The sequence below is a fragment of the Paenibacillus sp. sptzw28 genome (assembly GCF_019550795.1).
GTDB lineage: Bacteria > Bacillota > Bacilli > Paenibacillales > Paenibacillaceae > Paenibacillus_Z.
In genome coordinates, this window is the sequence record NZ_CP080545.1 from 4,082,605 (window position 1) to 4,096,698 (window position 14,094).

Below are 14,094 nucleotides of genomic sequence, written 5' to 3' on the forward strand. Positions count from 1 at the left end.
TAAAGAAGACTGGCATGCATGTTAATCCATTAAATGCTCGAATCCATAGATAAGGCCCGTATAAGTCATGACTTTCTTGACCGCAACGCTGACGCCCGGCATATAACCGGCACGGTCATAGGAATCATGACGGATTTTGAGTGTTTGGCCGAAGCCGCCGAAGATCACTTCCTGCTGGGCGAACACGCCCGGCAAACGGACGCTATGTATGCGAAACCCATTATAATAGCCGCCGCGCGATCCTTCGATCGTCTCTTTTTCCTGAGGGTTCCCCTGACGCAATTCTTCCCGCACCTCGGAAATAAGCTCCGCCGTTTTGACGGATGTCCCGGAAGGGGCATCCAGCTTTTGATCTCCGTGGTATTCGATAATTTCGACATGAGGCAAGTATTTGGAAGCCTGTGCGGCAAATTTCATCATCAGAATCGCGCCGATCGAGAAATTGGGCGCAATAAGGCCGCCTATGCCGCGGCTTTGACACAGCTTGTCCAGCTCTTCTATTTGTTCCGGGGTAATTCCCGTTGTCCCGATAACCGGACGAACGCCATGCATAATTGCCGCAGTCGTATTTCCATAAGCGGCATGGGGTACTGTGAAATCGACAAGAACATCCGCTTTCGCGTTTGACAGCGCCGTCTCCAGATCCGGCGTGACAAGTACGCCGCAAGGCTCAAGTCCGACGAGCGTTCCCGCATCGACCGGACCTGAGGAAGGACCAACGGCAGCCGCAAGTTGCATCTGTTCGTCCTGTAGTACCATTTTCACAACCTCCCGGCCCATCCGGCCGGCTGCTCCCGTTACCACTACTTTAATCAATTCCGTCAATATAGTCACCTGTTCCTTTTTTGTATTCTTCGTTTGCCGCCGTAAGCCTGAACCGCACGCCTTTTACGATTGACATCAGCCAATAACCGGCGTGCTGCGGAGTGCTCGGGATTCAGCCTTGTTGCCTCCCGCGCGTGAACGGCAGCTTCCTCGTAACGGTTCAAAGACGCATATGCGGCTCCAAGAAGCAGCAGCGCCTCCATGTTCAACGGATCGAGCCGCGAGGCTTCCAGCAGCATTTCAAGCGCGTTCTCGGTCTCCGCTGGATTATGCGCCAAACAGGCCTCTGCCTCGATAGTCAGCTGTTTCGACTGAACCGTCTGCAAGTGGAAACGATATTCTTCCTGTCCAGGATCGAGCTCTACGGCTTTCTCCGCATAAAACACCGCTTTTTGCCATTTCCCGCTTCTTGCGCATGTAATCGAACATTTGTAATAAGCCGCCGAGTTGGCAGGCTCGAGCGCAATCGCCTCTTCGAAACGCGCAATGGCTTGCTCGAAATCGCCGCCAAGGATGGCTTCGTAAGCTTTTTTCACACTGCTCTCTCCGTCCATCCGCCCATCCTCCTTGTACACAGGTTGATGGTACAGCATATGTACGGACCCCGATTACGGTTCGACGTTTTTTCGCGTCCACCTGTTCGCGTCCCGCGTATTGAATTTATTCATCACACGGTCATGCGCTTCGGCAAGATCAATGCCCAGCGAATTCGCAAAGCATACGACAATAAATAAAATGTCGCCAAGCTCCATTTCAATGGAGTTCTCGGCTTCGTCCGCTTTTTTAGGCTTCTCGCCGAATTGATGGTTGACCTCGCGGGCCAGCTCGCCGACTTCTTCGCTCATCCGCGCCAGCATGGACAATGGGCTGAAATAGCCCTCCTTAAATTGCGAGATATATTGGTCAACCTCCCGCTGAATATCGGCAAGAGATTTTTCAGACATCGCTCTCTTTCCTTTCTGTCCTCCATTGTACTCTCCATATGTTATCGCAAAGCGCCATTGAAAACAATGCTTTTGATTCGCCTTAAAAAGAGCCATAATAAGGTGAGATATGTCCATCCGGTGCCAGAATAGAGGAGTTGAACTTTACCTTGATGAAACGACTGCCGGCGCTGCTGCGGACCTTGCCCCTTGTCATGCTGGGAACGGCAATCTATGCGTTTGGACTGAATTATTTCATAATACCGAACGAGTTAATGGAAGGCGGCGTAACAGGCATTGCGATTCTGCTTAATTACGCTCTCGGCTGGCCCTTGTCCGTCTCCACGCTTGTGCTGAATATACCGCTTTTCCTGATCGGATGGCGAATTCTGGGCCGGACTCAGATCGGTTATTCCATTTTCGGAACGGTTTCGCTCTCCATCTTTCTCGCATTGATGGAAAGGCTCATCAAATTAGGCTGGATTATTCCTTTTCGGACTTCAAATGATTACATACTTGCCGCTCTGTACGCAGGTGTAACGCTCGGCCTCGGTCTCGGCATCGTGTTTCGGTTCGGCGGCACAACCGGCGGGGCCGATATCGTGGCAAGAATAGTGTCGAAAATGAGAGGCTGGAGCATGGGGCAAATTATTTTGACGCTGGACGCCGTTATAATCGGCTCCTCGCTCTTGTATATATCGAAAGAAAAAGTTCTGTATACGCTCGTTGCCGTTTTTATTGCTTCGAGGGTAATTGATTTTATCCAGGAGGGGGCGTACGCCGCCAAAGCTTTCTCCATTTTCACAGACGACGGCGAGTATATGGCGTCGCTGATTTCCAAAGAAATGGATCGCGGAATCACGCTTTTTCCCGCTAAAGGAGCTTTTTCGGGCAAACAAAAACAGGTCGTATACTGTGTCGTCGCCCGTCATGAAATGGGGAGGCTTAAGACGATCGTGCGCAGTATCGACCCGCTTGCTTTTATCGTTATATCGGACGTTCACGATGTGCTTGGCGAAGGATTTAAAGAAGAGTAATTCCGATGAGGGAGCGGCGTTCAGAGGAATCTCTTCCCTTCATCGATTTTTTTCGGCACCGCAGACACGCCATGATGCCGCTCGTAAGCGTACTTCCGCCAGCCGGCAAAACCGAGGATGCTCATAACGAACGCCGAAATGAACAGTACGGCCATCTGCTCACCGATTGTTCCGCCTGTATTCCGGGTGATGCCCCCTGCAGGCCCAATGATTGTTTCCACATCATTCATCCTGCCGAATAAGCGGTTGGCAGCTTGGTTAAGCGAGTCAAAAGCGGCAATGACCGCCTCGGAATTTCCGTCTGCCCGCCGAGACGATTCAAGTATCCGTTCGGTATACCGAATTTGCTCCTGCAGTGATGTAACGAGTATAGCGGGTCTCTGCATTAAGGCGGCTAACTCAAACCTCTGCACATGCTCGCTGTAAATCTTTATCGCTTCCAAAGCAGATGCCGCATGGTTCCCGTTTTGCGAGTGCCACGCTTGCCGCATTCTGTTCCAGTCGTCGTGAAGGACATCCTCATATTGAAGCCACAGCGGGGCACCCGGCCCGATCAGAGCATCCGCCGCCAGTTTTAACCGTGCAGCTTGTCCGTACCATTGCAAGCTTGCCCCCTGTCGTGACAGCAGCTGTCTAGCCTCGATCAGACTTCGGTCAAATGCCTCCCAGCCTTCAGCAGTCCCAAGCTTCCGAATATCCGGCGACTCCGCCTGCTTCTCCAAGCGGGCGGCAAGCGAATAAGCGAGCTGCCGGTTACCGCTGTTAGCAGCTGCGTATAACTGCTCCGATAATTTACCAAGTCTCATTGTTCCTTCCGGCAGCGTGTTAGGACCGGCGGCTGCGACAGGTTCCTCGAGCCTCCCGCCGGTCAGATCCGTCGTCTGCTTGCCGCCGCAGCCCGAAGCAGCGATTATGAGCACGGCCAAGAACAATAATAGCCACAACATCGATGACGTTCTCACGATCATCCCCTCCATTACCACTGTATGGGGGGATGTCCAATATTAGACCTTTCGAAATTTCATCGCCAGATTCGTTACGAGCAGACTGAAAATCGACAATCCAATCGTAAATGTCCGGATTGCTCCCAATTCGTCGTTCAACACCTTAGGTAGCCATGGGAAAACATTAAACGTGTAATCGACCGTATCGTTTGCAAGCAGCCAAATCAAGGCTATAACGGCGGCAGTTCGCCCGAATATCATAAACCTCACGAACAACAGCGCTTCAATTGCCATACCGAGATGGGACACCATAAGCATATAATCCTGCCATACGAGCGGATCCCCCTGTGCACCGCCTGCCACAATCATTGAAACCGCCCATATCCCGTACTTTATCGACGTTACGACAGCCAAGGCTTCAATGATGGAGCGCAGCGCGATATAAGCGGCCGAAGGCTTTCCAGCTGCAGGAAACAGCAGAAATAACAATGATAGGGTAAAAAAGAGACTGGCCGTGGGACTGTCCGGCACAAAGATGACCTGCCAAAGCGGGTGGTTGCTAATCGTATATTCTATTTGATTACCATACCAGATATAGCCGTAAACGGTCCCGCCCGTATTGACGAGAAGCAGCGTCCAGAGCATTATACGGCTTGTCAAAAATGACCGGCTCCAAAAAAACGAGATTGACGGCAAGAAGGCCACCCTTTCATCATGAGGATTGATCATACAAGAACGAAACAGGGAAAATATCCGGGCAGATGATTCAAAAAAACCTGATCGAATTAACGATCAGGTTTTTTGCTCTTCTTTAAGTAATCAGGCTTTCTTCTGCTTCGCAAGCCAGGTTGCTAATTTATCAATTTCGTCTGCGCTGAGCGTATCTTTGAAAGCAGGCATTTTACCTCCGCCTTTACCGTTGGTCACGATATCGACGAGCTCCTCTTTCGTTAAAAGATCTCCAATGCCGTGAAGGGATGGAACTCTTGCTCCTTCATTACCGTTAAGATCTGCGCCATGACAAGATACACACTGGGCTTTCTTGGTAATTTCAACAGCGGGATCGTCTTTATCGACTAACGGAATGCTTTTCGCTTCCTCCTGCGCTTGACCGGGCTCCTGCCCTTTCGCCGCAGCTTCACGGGCCTTCTCTTCACGTTCAATATGCTCTGGAATCGTATTGGTCAGCGACAGCTCATGCTGGTAGTGATCCCACGACTGCTTCGTTAAATAGACGACCGAGATAAGCGACAATATCATTAAAGTTGTTGTAATCGGACGCTTGTAGAAACGGCGTTCCTTGCCCGTATCAAGGAACGGAGCAAGCAGCAGCGCGCCGAAAGCGACGCCTGGAACGCCTACCGTGCCGAGAACGACATATTGGCCGGATACATATTGCAATTTCAGAAATTGATACAGGAACAGGAAGTACCAGTCCGGCATCGGTATAAACGCGGCGTTAGTCGGATCTGCCGGATAGCCGAGCGGCGCCGGTTCCGCAATGGTTAGGATAAGGAAACCGACGAGTACGACAACACCTACCATCCATTCCTTGAGCAGGAAGTTTGGGATGAAAGCTTCCGATTTCCCCGGGTATGCAGAATAATCCGGCGGAACGCTTGGGCCTGTGGCCGTACGCTTACGAACCCGCGAGTCGCCGACGAACACTACTTTCTCGTTCGATTTGTGGCCATGTGCCATTCGCAAAATGCCTCCCTTCCGCTTATAGTGGTCCCGAAATGCCTTGCTTTCGGATCATAAAGAAGTGCGCCGCTAGAAGCGCAAGGAGCGCGCCTGGCAAGAAGAATACGTGTATGGCGAAAAATCGCGTTAACGTTTCAGCGCCGACGATTTCTCCGCCTTGCATCAATTCTTTAATATATGTACCGATATACGGTACAGATTCGGCAATCTGGATACCGACCTTTGTCGCAAAATACGCTTTGTTATCCCACGGCAGAAGGTAGCCGGTGAAGCCGAGGCCTAGCATGATGAAGAAAATGAGCATGCCGACGACCCAGTTCATTTCACGGGGCGCTTTATAAGATCCCGTGAAGAAGACGCGAAGCGTATGCAGGAACATCATCACGATTACAAGACTCGCTCCCCAGTGGTGCATACCGCGGACGATTCCGCCGAACGCCACTTTGTGCTGAAGATAGTCGACGCTCTTGTAAGCGTTAATGATATCCGGCACGAAATACATCGTAAGAAACATACCGGATAAAATTTGAATGACCGTAATGAAAAACGTCAGTCCGCCAAAGCAATACACGAACGCGGAGAAATGATGCGCAGGGTTAACGTGCTCCGGTACCTCATGGTCCGCCACGTCCCTCCACATCGGCGTAATATCAAGACGTTCGTCAATCCAGTTGTACATACCTTTTAACATCTGAGCTTACGCCCTCCTTTATTTGAAACGTGTATTCGGAATGATCGGCCCGAGATAAATCCAATCGTTCTCGATCTTCAACTGGTATTCGTCCAGCGGCTTCGGCGCAACGACCAGGTTCTTACCTTCCTGGGTATAGTGCGCGTTATGACATGGACAAACATACTCGTTGTTTTTCTCTGTGTTCCATGCAATCGTACACCCCAAATGTTTGCAAATCGGTGAAAGCGCAAACGGTTTGCCCTGCTGATCTTTGGAGATCCACGCGGTCAATTCGGGGTCACTGATATACCAACCGTCAACCTGGTGAATTTGAAATTTGAATTCTTGCGGTTCATTGGTTATTTTGTTTGCCTCGACGACTTTAATCCACGTGCCGCCCGCTTTTTTCTGTAAAATCGGATCAACCGCGAATCGCACCATCGGGAGTATCATTCCCGCACCCATGAACGCGCCGGCGCCGCCGAGCGTATACGACAAAAATTGACGCCTGGACATCCCGCTGCGTTTTACCGACCGATGCGCGGTTTCTTGATGTTCGTGGTCACTCATCTACTGTTCTACCCCCTTTGCTGAGCCATATCTTGCGTTCTGCCGGAGAAGGCAAAACGTACGACGAACTAGGACATTACCTATAATAGCCTAGGTGCTTTAGAGCGTCAAGAATATGGCAGGCAATTTGCATAACCGAACAAAATCCAGTCTATAATTTGTTATCATTTTGTCACAATTGGCCTTCTCTGGCATTTGTTTTTCCCAAACCGGTGTCTGCTTATGCAATACGGCGGAATCATTCGGATCTAGCGGCCGAGCCATAGACGTCGAATCGAATCTCCAACGGATGATGAGCTCGGCAAGCAGCCTTCGAGGTCGGGACCGATAACCACATCCGCTCCAGTCTCCTTGACTGCCTTTTCCGGTGCGGCAGAAGCGGTCGCAATGACGACGTACCTGAATCCAGCGCGCAGCTTTAAATTCGTGCACAGCTTGGCGACTTGTTCTACGGTTTCTTCGCTCCATTCTCCATAATGACATGCCGGGTATGTAACGACCCTGCCCTTGAACGGGACCTCGATCAAATCGAGCACATCGCGCAGCCTCTCGAGCGCTTCGGTTGCTTCATAAGGCATTTCAGAACCCGACATTCCCGTAACCGGAAGTACCGCCGTATCCAAATAAGGCTGAAGTTCCGCCCACTGTTCCGGGGTTAGTTCGCTGAATTTCATCGTTTCACCATTCCTTGTTTCTCTATCCTATTATCCTATCACATTCCTTCCGACAAAAAAACGGCCCGCCGCAGCTGACGGATATTTATCCGTGCCGCAGCAGGCCTATTAAAGCGGGAACTCACGCCATCGTTCAGGCATGCAGCATTTTCAGTTCTTCAGTCAAACGACGGAACGTATCCTTGTCCCCTGAGGCAAGAGCGTTATCGATTTCCTGGTACAAGCGATCCGTGCGGAATTTAAGTACGGCGTCGTCAAGCACCATCTCGGCGGCAAGTCCGAGCATCGCTTCGTAAGTTACTTTCATTTTGTCCATAGGATACACCTCCAACACCATGTCTAAGAGATCCTATATTCATTCATTTCGCCATCAAGCTTTCCATCGTCCGTCTCATACGTTGCCAATTGTCTTCTGTCCGATCTTCAGGCGACTTTAGCAGGCGATCCAAGTGAAAGCATATAGGTGGGGGAACTCTGCACGTTGTTTCAACATACGAGCGAACCGGCTCTATTAAAGCATATTCATCGCAGCCATCGCCGTCAGTGACGATGGCCCTGCTGCCGACGAATGTGCCATAACCCAGCAAGCCCGGTCTTCAGCTCAAAATGATCGCATCGTCTTCTATGCTGAGTCCTGCGACAATCGAGCGGCCCAGCGGAGTCATCCGAATCACTTGTCCCTGTTCGGCATGCTCTCCGATCCTAAGCAGGCCGAGATGCATCATCATCCCGAGCATCCGCTGCTCCAGTATCGTCTCCGGTTGGTCATAGTAGAACGGCTTTATGTAAGGGGTTAGAGCAAGCTTTAACGAATCGGCATTAACCCATTTATGGGAAAGCTTATCGATCCAATGCACGATCGCTCTTATATTCGGAATAGCTCCCTTATACAGCCTCAGCCAGAACCGGTAGAGCTTGTCCGGCTGCTCCGGCGAACGCAAGGCCTGGCGTTCCCTTCCCGCATCAGTCAACGTCAGCAAAGAATCGGATTCCGAAATCCAGCCGTTGTAATAGCAATAGTCGTAGATTAGGGACATCCTGTTCGGATAGTCTTTCATTCTCCGCCCGTACCCGAACCGCCATTCCCCCCGGGTGGGAAGGGATTCTTTCACTCCCAATCGATCCATGATTTGCAGCACGCTTCGCTTATACATGACGCCGTCCGAGGTAAGCGGTATTTCATTATGATAGACAAAGGTGAGAAACTGCATGACATCTTCGCCGAGCAGCTGCTGTTCGTCACGGTAAGCAAGCGGTTCATCGTTCGCATACACGGCCTGCGACACGAACTTTCGTTCCAGCGTGTCCTTGAAACGTTCCTTCAAATCTGCCGGCACTTGAAATAAATAGCGGTTTGGACCGGAATAGCCGTTAAACAGCCAACCGTACTGTTTAAACCGGGAAATCGTTTCTCTAGGCCCGCTTTCCGGCACAGGCTCTTTAACTGTCTTTGTTCTTTTGGAGCTTTTCTTCACGGCTGCGGCTGCCTTCTCCTGCTTCACTATCATTGAAGGAGCGGCTGCGGCCTCGCTTGGCGGACTGCCAAACTTACTTTGTTGAACACGAGCTACGAGCTCTTCCAAGCTGAAAGAATCTCTTGGATCGAACAGCAGTGAATTAATGAACCTCAAATCTTCCAGCTTCATCGAGCTGATCTGCGATTCAAAGACGTCCCTGCGGTTAACCGTAGACAAAATAGACTGGATCAACTCATTTTTCGAATTACCGTTGCACTCGCAGCGGTAGGTCGTTGCAATCCGGCTTAACTGCCCGATATCCGCATAACTAAGCATGTCCGCCAAATTCATCTTCAGCCCCCCATTCCCGGTTCCTCTTACAGGTTTACTACCATTATGGGAACATTGACGAAATTTATAACCTCCGAAAATAAAAAAAAGCTGCATGAACCGCAAATGCGGCCTGGCAGCTTTGATCATTAATTTTGATTATGAACCGGTTGCTCCAGATGAAGCGTACAGCCATGGAGCAGCGAAGTCCACTGTTTTCCAGCCCGTTCCATAATGGTTAATGACATATTCAGAATCGGTTTATCCTCCAGTCGGTCGCACATTCCTTTCAGCAGCTGAGCTAGTAAGCTTCCGTGCGTCACAACGAGAAGATTGCAGCCCGGCCTGGCAGATGCGGCTTCCTCAACAAAGGAAAGTCCGCGCGCGCGGACCGATTCGTCCGACTCTTGACCACTTTCGCTGCGGCGCCAGTCCGTTCCCCATTTGGCAAGACGCTCCTCTTCCGTTGTCCCCTCAATATCGCCGAAGTAGCGTTCTCTTAGCCTTGTATCACCAGGCAAGAGCGGAATGGATAGAGTTTCGGCAATAATCCGCGCCGTTTCATATGCCCTGCTTAAGTCACTGGAAATGACCGCATCCCAGCGTAATTCCTCCCTGCTCAGACGCTGTGCCAGCGCTTCGGCTTGTTTGCGGCCTTCAGCATTCAGGGGAATATCCGTTTGACCTTGTATTTTGCCAAGCCTGTTCCATTCCGTTTTACCGTGCCGTATAAGTCCGATTCGCAAGAAAAGTCCCCTCTTTCAAGAGATCATTGTACGATAACATAAATTAAAAATCTCCAGCAGTGTATGCTGGAGCGGAGCTGAATGGTACATCAGTTACGAGTACGGGAAAACCAGTTAAGAATAAGCAGCGCCATTATCATGCCGAGCAATGAAAGTGCTACCCAATATTGGGGCACCGTCGGAACTACTCTTAGCACGATCGGATCGCTGATGCTGGCAACAGGCACGTCCGCATAAAAATCGGCTCCGATTACGGAACTGTCGCTTGTGGCGTCGGCGGTCTCCAGCATGCCTGTCAGCTTGGCAACATCGGCCGAGGATGAGCCGTTATATCCGATAAGCAGATAGAACAAGCCGCAGACGAACATTGCCATGCAGAAGGCGACTACCGCAGTTACGTTGCGGCGAAAGGTCCGTGTAAATTGGTAGCTTCGTGTCGCCACGGGCATCAACCATGACTGCTCGTTATAAATCCGGTTCATAACCTCATGGTTGACGTGGTCAACCGGTCCGATTTCCTCGACATTGTCGGAGAAACCGCGGATGAGCTGTTCGCTCTCCTCCCATATCTGAAACTCCTCTCTGCAAGCGCTGCAGGTTAGAAGATGTTCATCGACCATCTTTCGTTCCATATCGTTCTCGGGTAAATCCCAGTACACGCCAAACGATTGTTGAACTTGGAGGCAATTCATCTCATTTTCATCCCCTCGTATTCCTCCAGCAATGGCGAATCGCCGAAATACGGTTCAAGCTGAACCTTAACACTGCTGCGCGCACGAAATAACAGGGATTTGACGGAGCTTACAGTTTGACCGAGAATGCTGGCAATCTCCTGATAGTCCAACTGGTCGTATTCCCGTAAAATAAGCGCAGAACGCTGTTTCTCCGGCAAACTGTTGATTGCTTCCCGAACCATAGACATCCGCTCGCTTCTCAGCAATCGGTGCTCCGGAACGGAATCCAAAGAGGCAGTCGGCATGAAGCCGATCTCGTCGAGTGAGACATTGCCTGTTTTTTGTTTACGCAGTTCGCTAAGTACCGTATTTCTTGCTATGGTGTACAGCCAGGTGGAAAAGGAAGCATCGACTTCCCTGAACGAATGCAGACTGCGATACGCTTTGTAAAATGACTCGGAACATAAGTCTTCCGCCAAGAGCTCCAGCTTCGAGCTCTTGAGCATATGATATATGAAGGCAAGGATTTTACGTTGATATCGCCGCATAAGTTCCGAATAGAGCTGTACGTTACCGTCTTTAATTTCGCGTATTAACTGGGAATCGGTCATTGCGGGCGACCCTCCTTGGCCATAGGAGTATCCCGCTTCGGTATAATATTGTACCGAGACGAGAGTAAAAAGTTGCGCTGTTATAAAGAAAAAAACCAAACGCTCTATGTATACGAATTAAATTCGTGAAATGCGACAAAATTCCTGCTTCTTTCGACATGTTTTGGTATCCCACATTTTTACAATGAACACGTCTATTGTAACATAACTGTAAGCCATCGATGGATAAATTTTTTGCAAAATTACTGGAAGCGCTTAAGAGTAGAATCCCAAATTAAGAGCATTGCGCAGCCATCGGTCCGTATATGATCCACTAACCGGAGATTCCTTCTTAATTAGACGGATGAAAACCGAATTATGTTCCATTGAAGCACAAAAAAAAGACCGCCTATAAAGGCGGTCCCGCACTAAGTGCGGTGGATTGGATAGGAGTGGAGAGAAACCATACTGTACCTTTATTATATGTATCCGTTTACATTCTGTCAATAAGCGTTTTCATAAAAAATTCGGATTTTTTAAAAATGTACAGAAAAACCTATTTGTCCCAATTTTTCCACTGCCTGATCGAGATCCTCCTGAGTACGGAATGACAATCGGAGTACGCCGGGGACGTCTTCCCTGCTCTCGATGATATGAATGTTGCTCAAATTAATTCGGCTGTTGCCGAGCTCCGTGGCCACTTTTCCAATTACTCCCGGTTCATCCGGCACATCGATATAACACTCGTAGATGGATTGGATCATGCCTTTACGCCGTTCCGGAAGTTGGCCGCGGAATTGGCCCGCCTCCTTGAAAGCCTTCTCGATGCCTTCGCCGTCGTCCCTCTCAAGCATGCTGATGAAGCTTCCGATTTCTCCGTTCCAATCCCTAAGAAGCTTAAGCAGAACATTGCGGTTGTTAACGAGTATATCACGCCATACGACGGGTTCGCTTGATGCGATGCGGGTTATATCCCGGAATCCGCCTGCCGCGAGCACGCCGTACAGGGGGTTGGATTCGTTGTACCGTCCAATCTGGTTAACAAGGGCAACAGCAATAATATGCGGAAGATGGCTGATCGCACCGACGATCTCGTCGTGTTCTTGCGGTTCGACATGGACGATATGGGCCCGCGTCAGCTTCAACAGCTCAGACAGCTTGTCCACCTCGTTTTGGGAAGTGGATTCGTCCGGGGTAAGAACATAGAATGCGTTCTCGAACAGATGCAAGGATGCCGCTTCGACTCCGGATTGTTCCTTTCCCGCCATCGGATGGCCGCCGATAAACGTCACATTATTCTGAAGAAACGCTTTGGCGGACGCAGCGACGGAAGCCTTCGTGCTGCCGACGTCGGTTATAATGCATCCAGGTTTAAGCTGCATCTCGCTAAGTTTAAGAACATACTGCTCCAAATTCCCTACCGGTACGCATAGAAAAATAAAATCCGCGCCTTCCACCGCGTCGCGCATGGACGTTGTCGCATAATCGACAACGCCACGCTCGACGTATCTGGCTGCGGATGATTCGCGCGGGGAGTGACCGACGACCGTTAGCCCCGGCTTGCCCTTGAAGCAAAGCGCGAGCGAACCGCCGATTAGCCCGACGCCGAATATCGCGATTTTAGTCATAATATTAACCAAGCACCGCCGCTTCTTGCAGCACTTCTTCCAGCGCACGGATAAATTTCTCGTTCTGCTCCCGGCTTCCTACCGTTATCCGTATATGAGTCGGATAATATGTCCAGCGGGCGCGCGATATGATTCCCCGGCGAAGAAGACCGTCAAATACTTTCTGGGATTCCAATTTCGCATCGAACATGACGAAATTGCCGTGCGGCTCGAAATAGGAAAGACCCATCCGGTCGAATTCTCCGCACAAATAGTGCCGTCCTTCCGCATTTCGCTCTTTACAACCATCGATGAACGCCGGGTCGGCAAGGGAAGCGGCAGCCGCAGCTTGAGCGAACCGGGTCGTATTGAACGGTTCGCGCACTTGGTTGACGTAATGAATGACGTCAGCGTGGCCGACACCGTAGCCGATGCGAAGCGACGCCAGGCCGTGGACTTTGGAGAAAGTGCGCAGCACGACAACATTATTGAACTCGCGCAGCAGCGCCAGGCTATCCGGATACGCGGCGTCCGTTACATATTCGTAGTATGCTTCGTCAAGCACGACGATCACGCTGCTTGGCACCTGACGCATAAATGCGGCCAGCTCTTCCCGGCCTACAATGGTACCGGTCGGATTATTCGGATTGCAAATCCAGATGATTTTCGTCCGTTCCGTTACTTTTGCCTGCATGGCCGGCAAATCGTGGGTTCCGTTCTTAAGAGGCACTTCGATTATGGTCGCGCCTTCGATCTCTGCGTTATGTTTATACTGCGGGAATGTTTCATCCGCCATGATCGATTCGTCGCCCGGGGACAGATAAGCTCGGGCAATCATAAGTATAACCTCATCAGAACCGGCTCCGAAAATCAGCTGCTTCCGGTCCACCTGCAAATGGTCGGCCACAGCTGCGCTAAGCGCCGTGCTGAAGCTGTCGGGATAAATACTTACATTGGCCAGTTCTTCTTGAATTGCGGCTTTGGCTTTCTCCGAACATCCGAACGGGTTCTCGTTGGAGGCAAGCTTAACAACTTCCTTCAGTCCCAGCTCACGCTTGACTTCTTCAACCGGCTTGCCGGGTTGATAAACGGGCAAATGGACGATACTTTGCTTCGGTTGCACTTGTGATCACCTCATCAAAATTGCTTTCCTGTTTGAATAGCTACGTGTTTCATTGTCTCATAAGTTCGGGCTGTTTTAAAGTACCAGATCGAACGGCTTTTGCTGCCTATGCTCGGCTTGATCCCTCTGACCGTTCAACCGGATGGCAAGAAGAACCCGGCTTTGCCGTTCTTTGCCGCGCTGCGGCCAGAAAGAAGCCCTTCATTCGGCCGCTGAA

The 14,094-nt window shown here is 50.6% G+C and carries 17 protein-coding genes; 1 reads left to right on the forward strand and 16 read right to left on the reverse strand.

Going from position 1 to position 14,094, the window contains the following annotated elements:
• Nucleotides 1-21 precede the first annotated feature (21 nt).
• Genes dapB through KZ483_RS18625 form a run of 3 tightly spaced genes read right to left on the reverse strand, consistent with a single transcriptional unit; the run spans nt 22 to nt 1,769 of the window.
• Nucleotides 22-825 carry a 4-hydroxy-tetrahydrodipicolinate reductase gene (gene dapB, locus KZ483_RS18615; RefSeq protein WP_220353533.1) on the reverse strand — a complete coding sequence of 268 codons (804 nt, stop codon included), beginning with the start codon at nt 823-825 and terminating at the stop codon, nt 22-24.
• 5 nt (nt 826-830) lie between these two features.
• On the reverse strand, nt 831-1,379 hold the full coding sequence (locus KZ483_RS18620; RefSeq protein WP_220349072.1) for a tetratricopeptide repeat protein: 549 nt from the start codon (nt 1,377-1,379) through the stop codon (nt 831-833).
• A 54-nt stretch (nt 1,380-1,433) separates the two neighbouring features.
• Nucleotides 1,434-1,769, reverse strand: a complete 336-nt coding sequence (locus KZ483_RS18625; protein WP_220349074.1) for a nucleotide pyrophosphohydrolase — start codon at nt 1,767-1,769, stop codon at nt 1,434-1,436.
• Nucleotides 1,770-1,921: 152 nt separating this feature from the next.
• On the opposite strand from KZ483_RS18625, the gene KZ483_RS18630 reads away from it, so the two are divergent.
• Complete coding sequence (locus KZ483_RS18630) at nt 1,922-2,785, forward strand: YitT family protein (RefSeq protein WP_220349075.1); 864 nt, start codon at nt 1,922-1,924, stop codon at nt 2,783-2,785.
• A 20-nt stretch (nt 2,786-2,805) separates the two neighbouring features.
• Here the strand turns inward: KZ483_RS18630 and KZ483_RS18635 are convergent, their stop codons facing one another.
• The 13 genes from KZ483_RS18635 to hisC all read right to left on the reverse strand — a co-directional run bounded on the left by KZ483_RS18635 (nt 2,806) and on the right by hisC (nt 13,877).
• Complete coding sequence (locus tag KZ483_RS18635; protein WP_220349077.1) at nt 2,806-3,747, reverse strand: sporulation protein YpjB; 942 nt, start codon at nt 3,745-3,747, stop codon at nt 2,806-2,808.
• A 42-nt stretch (nt 3,748-3,789) separates the two neighbouring features.
• Entirely contained in the window at nt 3,790-4,458 is a 669-nt protein-coding gene (locus tag KZ483_RS18640) for a DUF1405 domain-containing protein (RefSeq protein ID WP_220349079.1), read from the reverse strand.
• 90 nt (nt 4,459-4,548) lie between these two features.
• Complete coding sequence (locus tag KZ483_RS18645; RefSeq protein ID WP_220349081.1) at nt 4,549-5,430, reverse strand: menaquinol-cytochrome c reductase cytochrome b/c subunit; 882 nt, start codon at nt 5,428-5,430, stop codon at nt 4,549-4,551.
• Nucleotides 5,431-5,452: 22 nt separating this feature from the next.
• Nucleotides 5,453-6,124 (reverse strand): menaquinol-cytochrome c reductase cytochrome b subunit, encoded by a 672-nt coding sequence (gene qcrB / locus KZ483_RS18650; protein ID WP_220349083.1) that lies wholly within the window; start codon nt 6,122-6,124, stop codon nt 5,453-5,455.
• An 18-nt stretch (nt 6,125-6,142) separates the two neighbouring features.
• Nucleotides 6,143-6,676 (reverse strand): Rieske (2Fe-2S) protein, encoded by a 534-nt coding sequence (locus KZ483_RS18655; protein WP_220349084.1) that lies wholly within the window; start codon nt 6,674-6,676, stop codon nt 6,143-6,145.
• Nucleotides 6,677-6,924: 248 nt separating this feature from the next.
• Nucleotides 6,925-7,350, reverse strand: coding sequence for a DUF2487 family protein (locus KZ483_RS18660; RefSeq protein WP_220349086.1), 426 nt, complete (start codon nt 7,348-7,350; stop codon nt 6,925-6,927).
• 133 nt (nt 7,351-7,483) lie between these two features.
• Complete coding sequence (locus KZ483_RS18665) at nt 7,484-7,666, reverse strand: IDEAL domain-containing protein (protein ID WP_220349088.1); 183 nt, start codon at nt 7,664-7,666, stop codon at nt 7,484-7,486.
• Between the two features lie 280 nt (nt 7,667-7,946).
• Complete coding sequence (locus KZ483_RS18670; protein WP_220349089.1) at nt 7,947-9,158, reverse strand: transposase; 1,212 nt, start codon at nt 9,156-9,158, stop codon at nt 7,947-7,949.
• A 128-nt stretch (nt 9,159-9,286) separates the two neighbouring features.
• Complete coding sequence (locus KZ483_RS18675) at nt 9,287-9,883, reverse strand: histidine phosphatase family protein (RefSeq protein ID WP_220349091.1); 597 nt, start codon at nt 9,881-9,883, stop codon at nt 9,287-9,289.
• Between the two features lie 89 nt (nt 9,884-9,972).
• The gene (locus KZ483_RS18680) at nt 9,973-10,575 is read right to left on the reverse strand and encodes an anti-sigma factor family protein (protein ID WP_220349093.1); all 603 of its coding nucleotides are present in this window, start codon (nt 10,573-10,575) and stop codon (nt 9,973-9,975) included.
• A complete protein-coding gene (locus tag KZ483_RS18685; RefSeq protein WP_220349095.1) occupies nt 10,572-11,168 on the reverse strand; it encodes an RNA polymerase sigma factor in 597 nt (198 codons plus the stop codon). The genes KZ483_RS18680 and KZ483_RS18685 overlap by 4 nt, the downstream gene beginning before the upstream one ends.
• A gap of 515 nt (nt 11,169-11,683) precedes the next feature.
• A complete protein-coding gene (locus KZ483_RS18690) occupies nt 11,684-12,775 on the reverse strand; it encodes a prephenate dehydrogenase (RefSeq protein WP_220349096.1) in 1,092 nt (363 codons plus the stop codon).
• 4 nt (nt 12,776-12,779) lie between these two features.
• Nucleotides 12,780-13,877: a histidinol-phosphate transaminase gene (gene hisC / locus KZ483_RS18695; protein WP_220349098.1), complete on the reverse strand. Its 1,098-nt coding sequence runs from the start codon at nt 13,875-13,877 to the stop codon at nt 12,780-12,782.
• Nucleotides 13,878-14,094 lie beyond the last annotated feature (217 nt).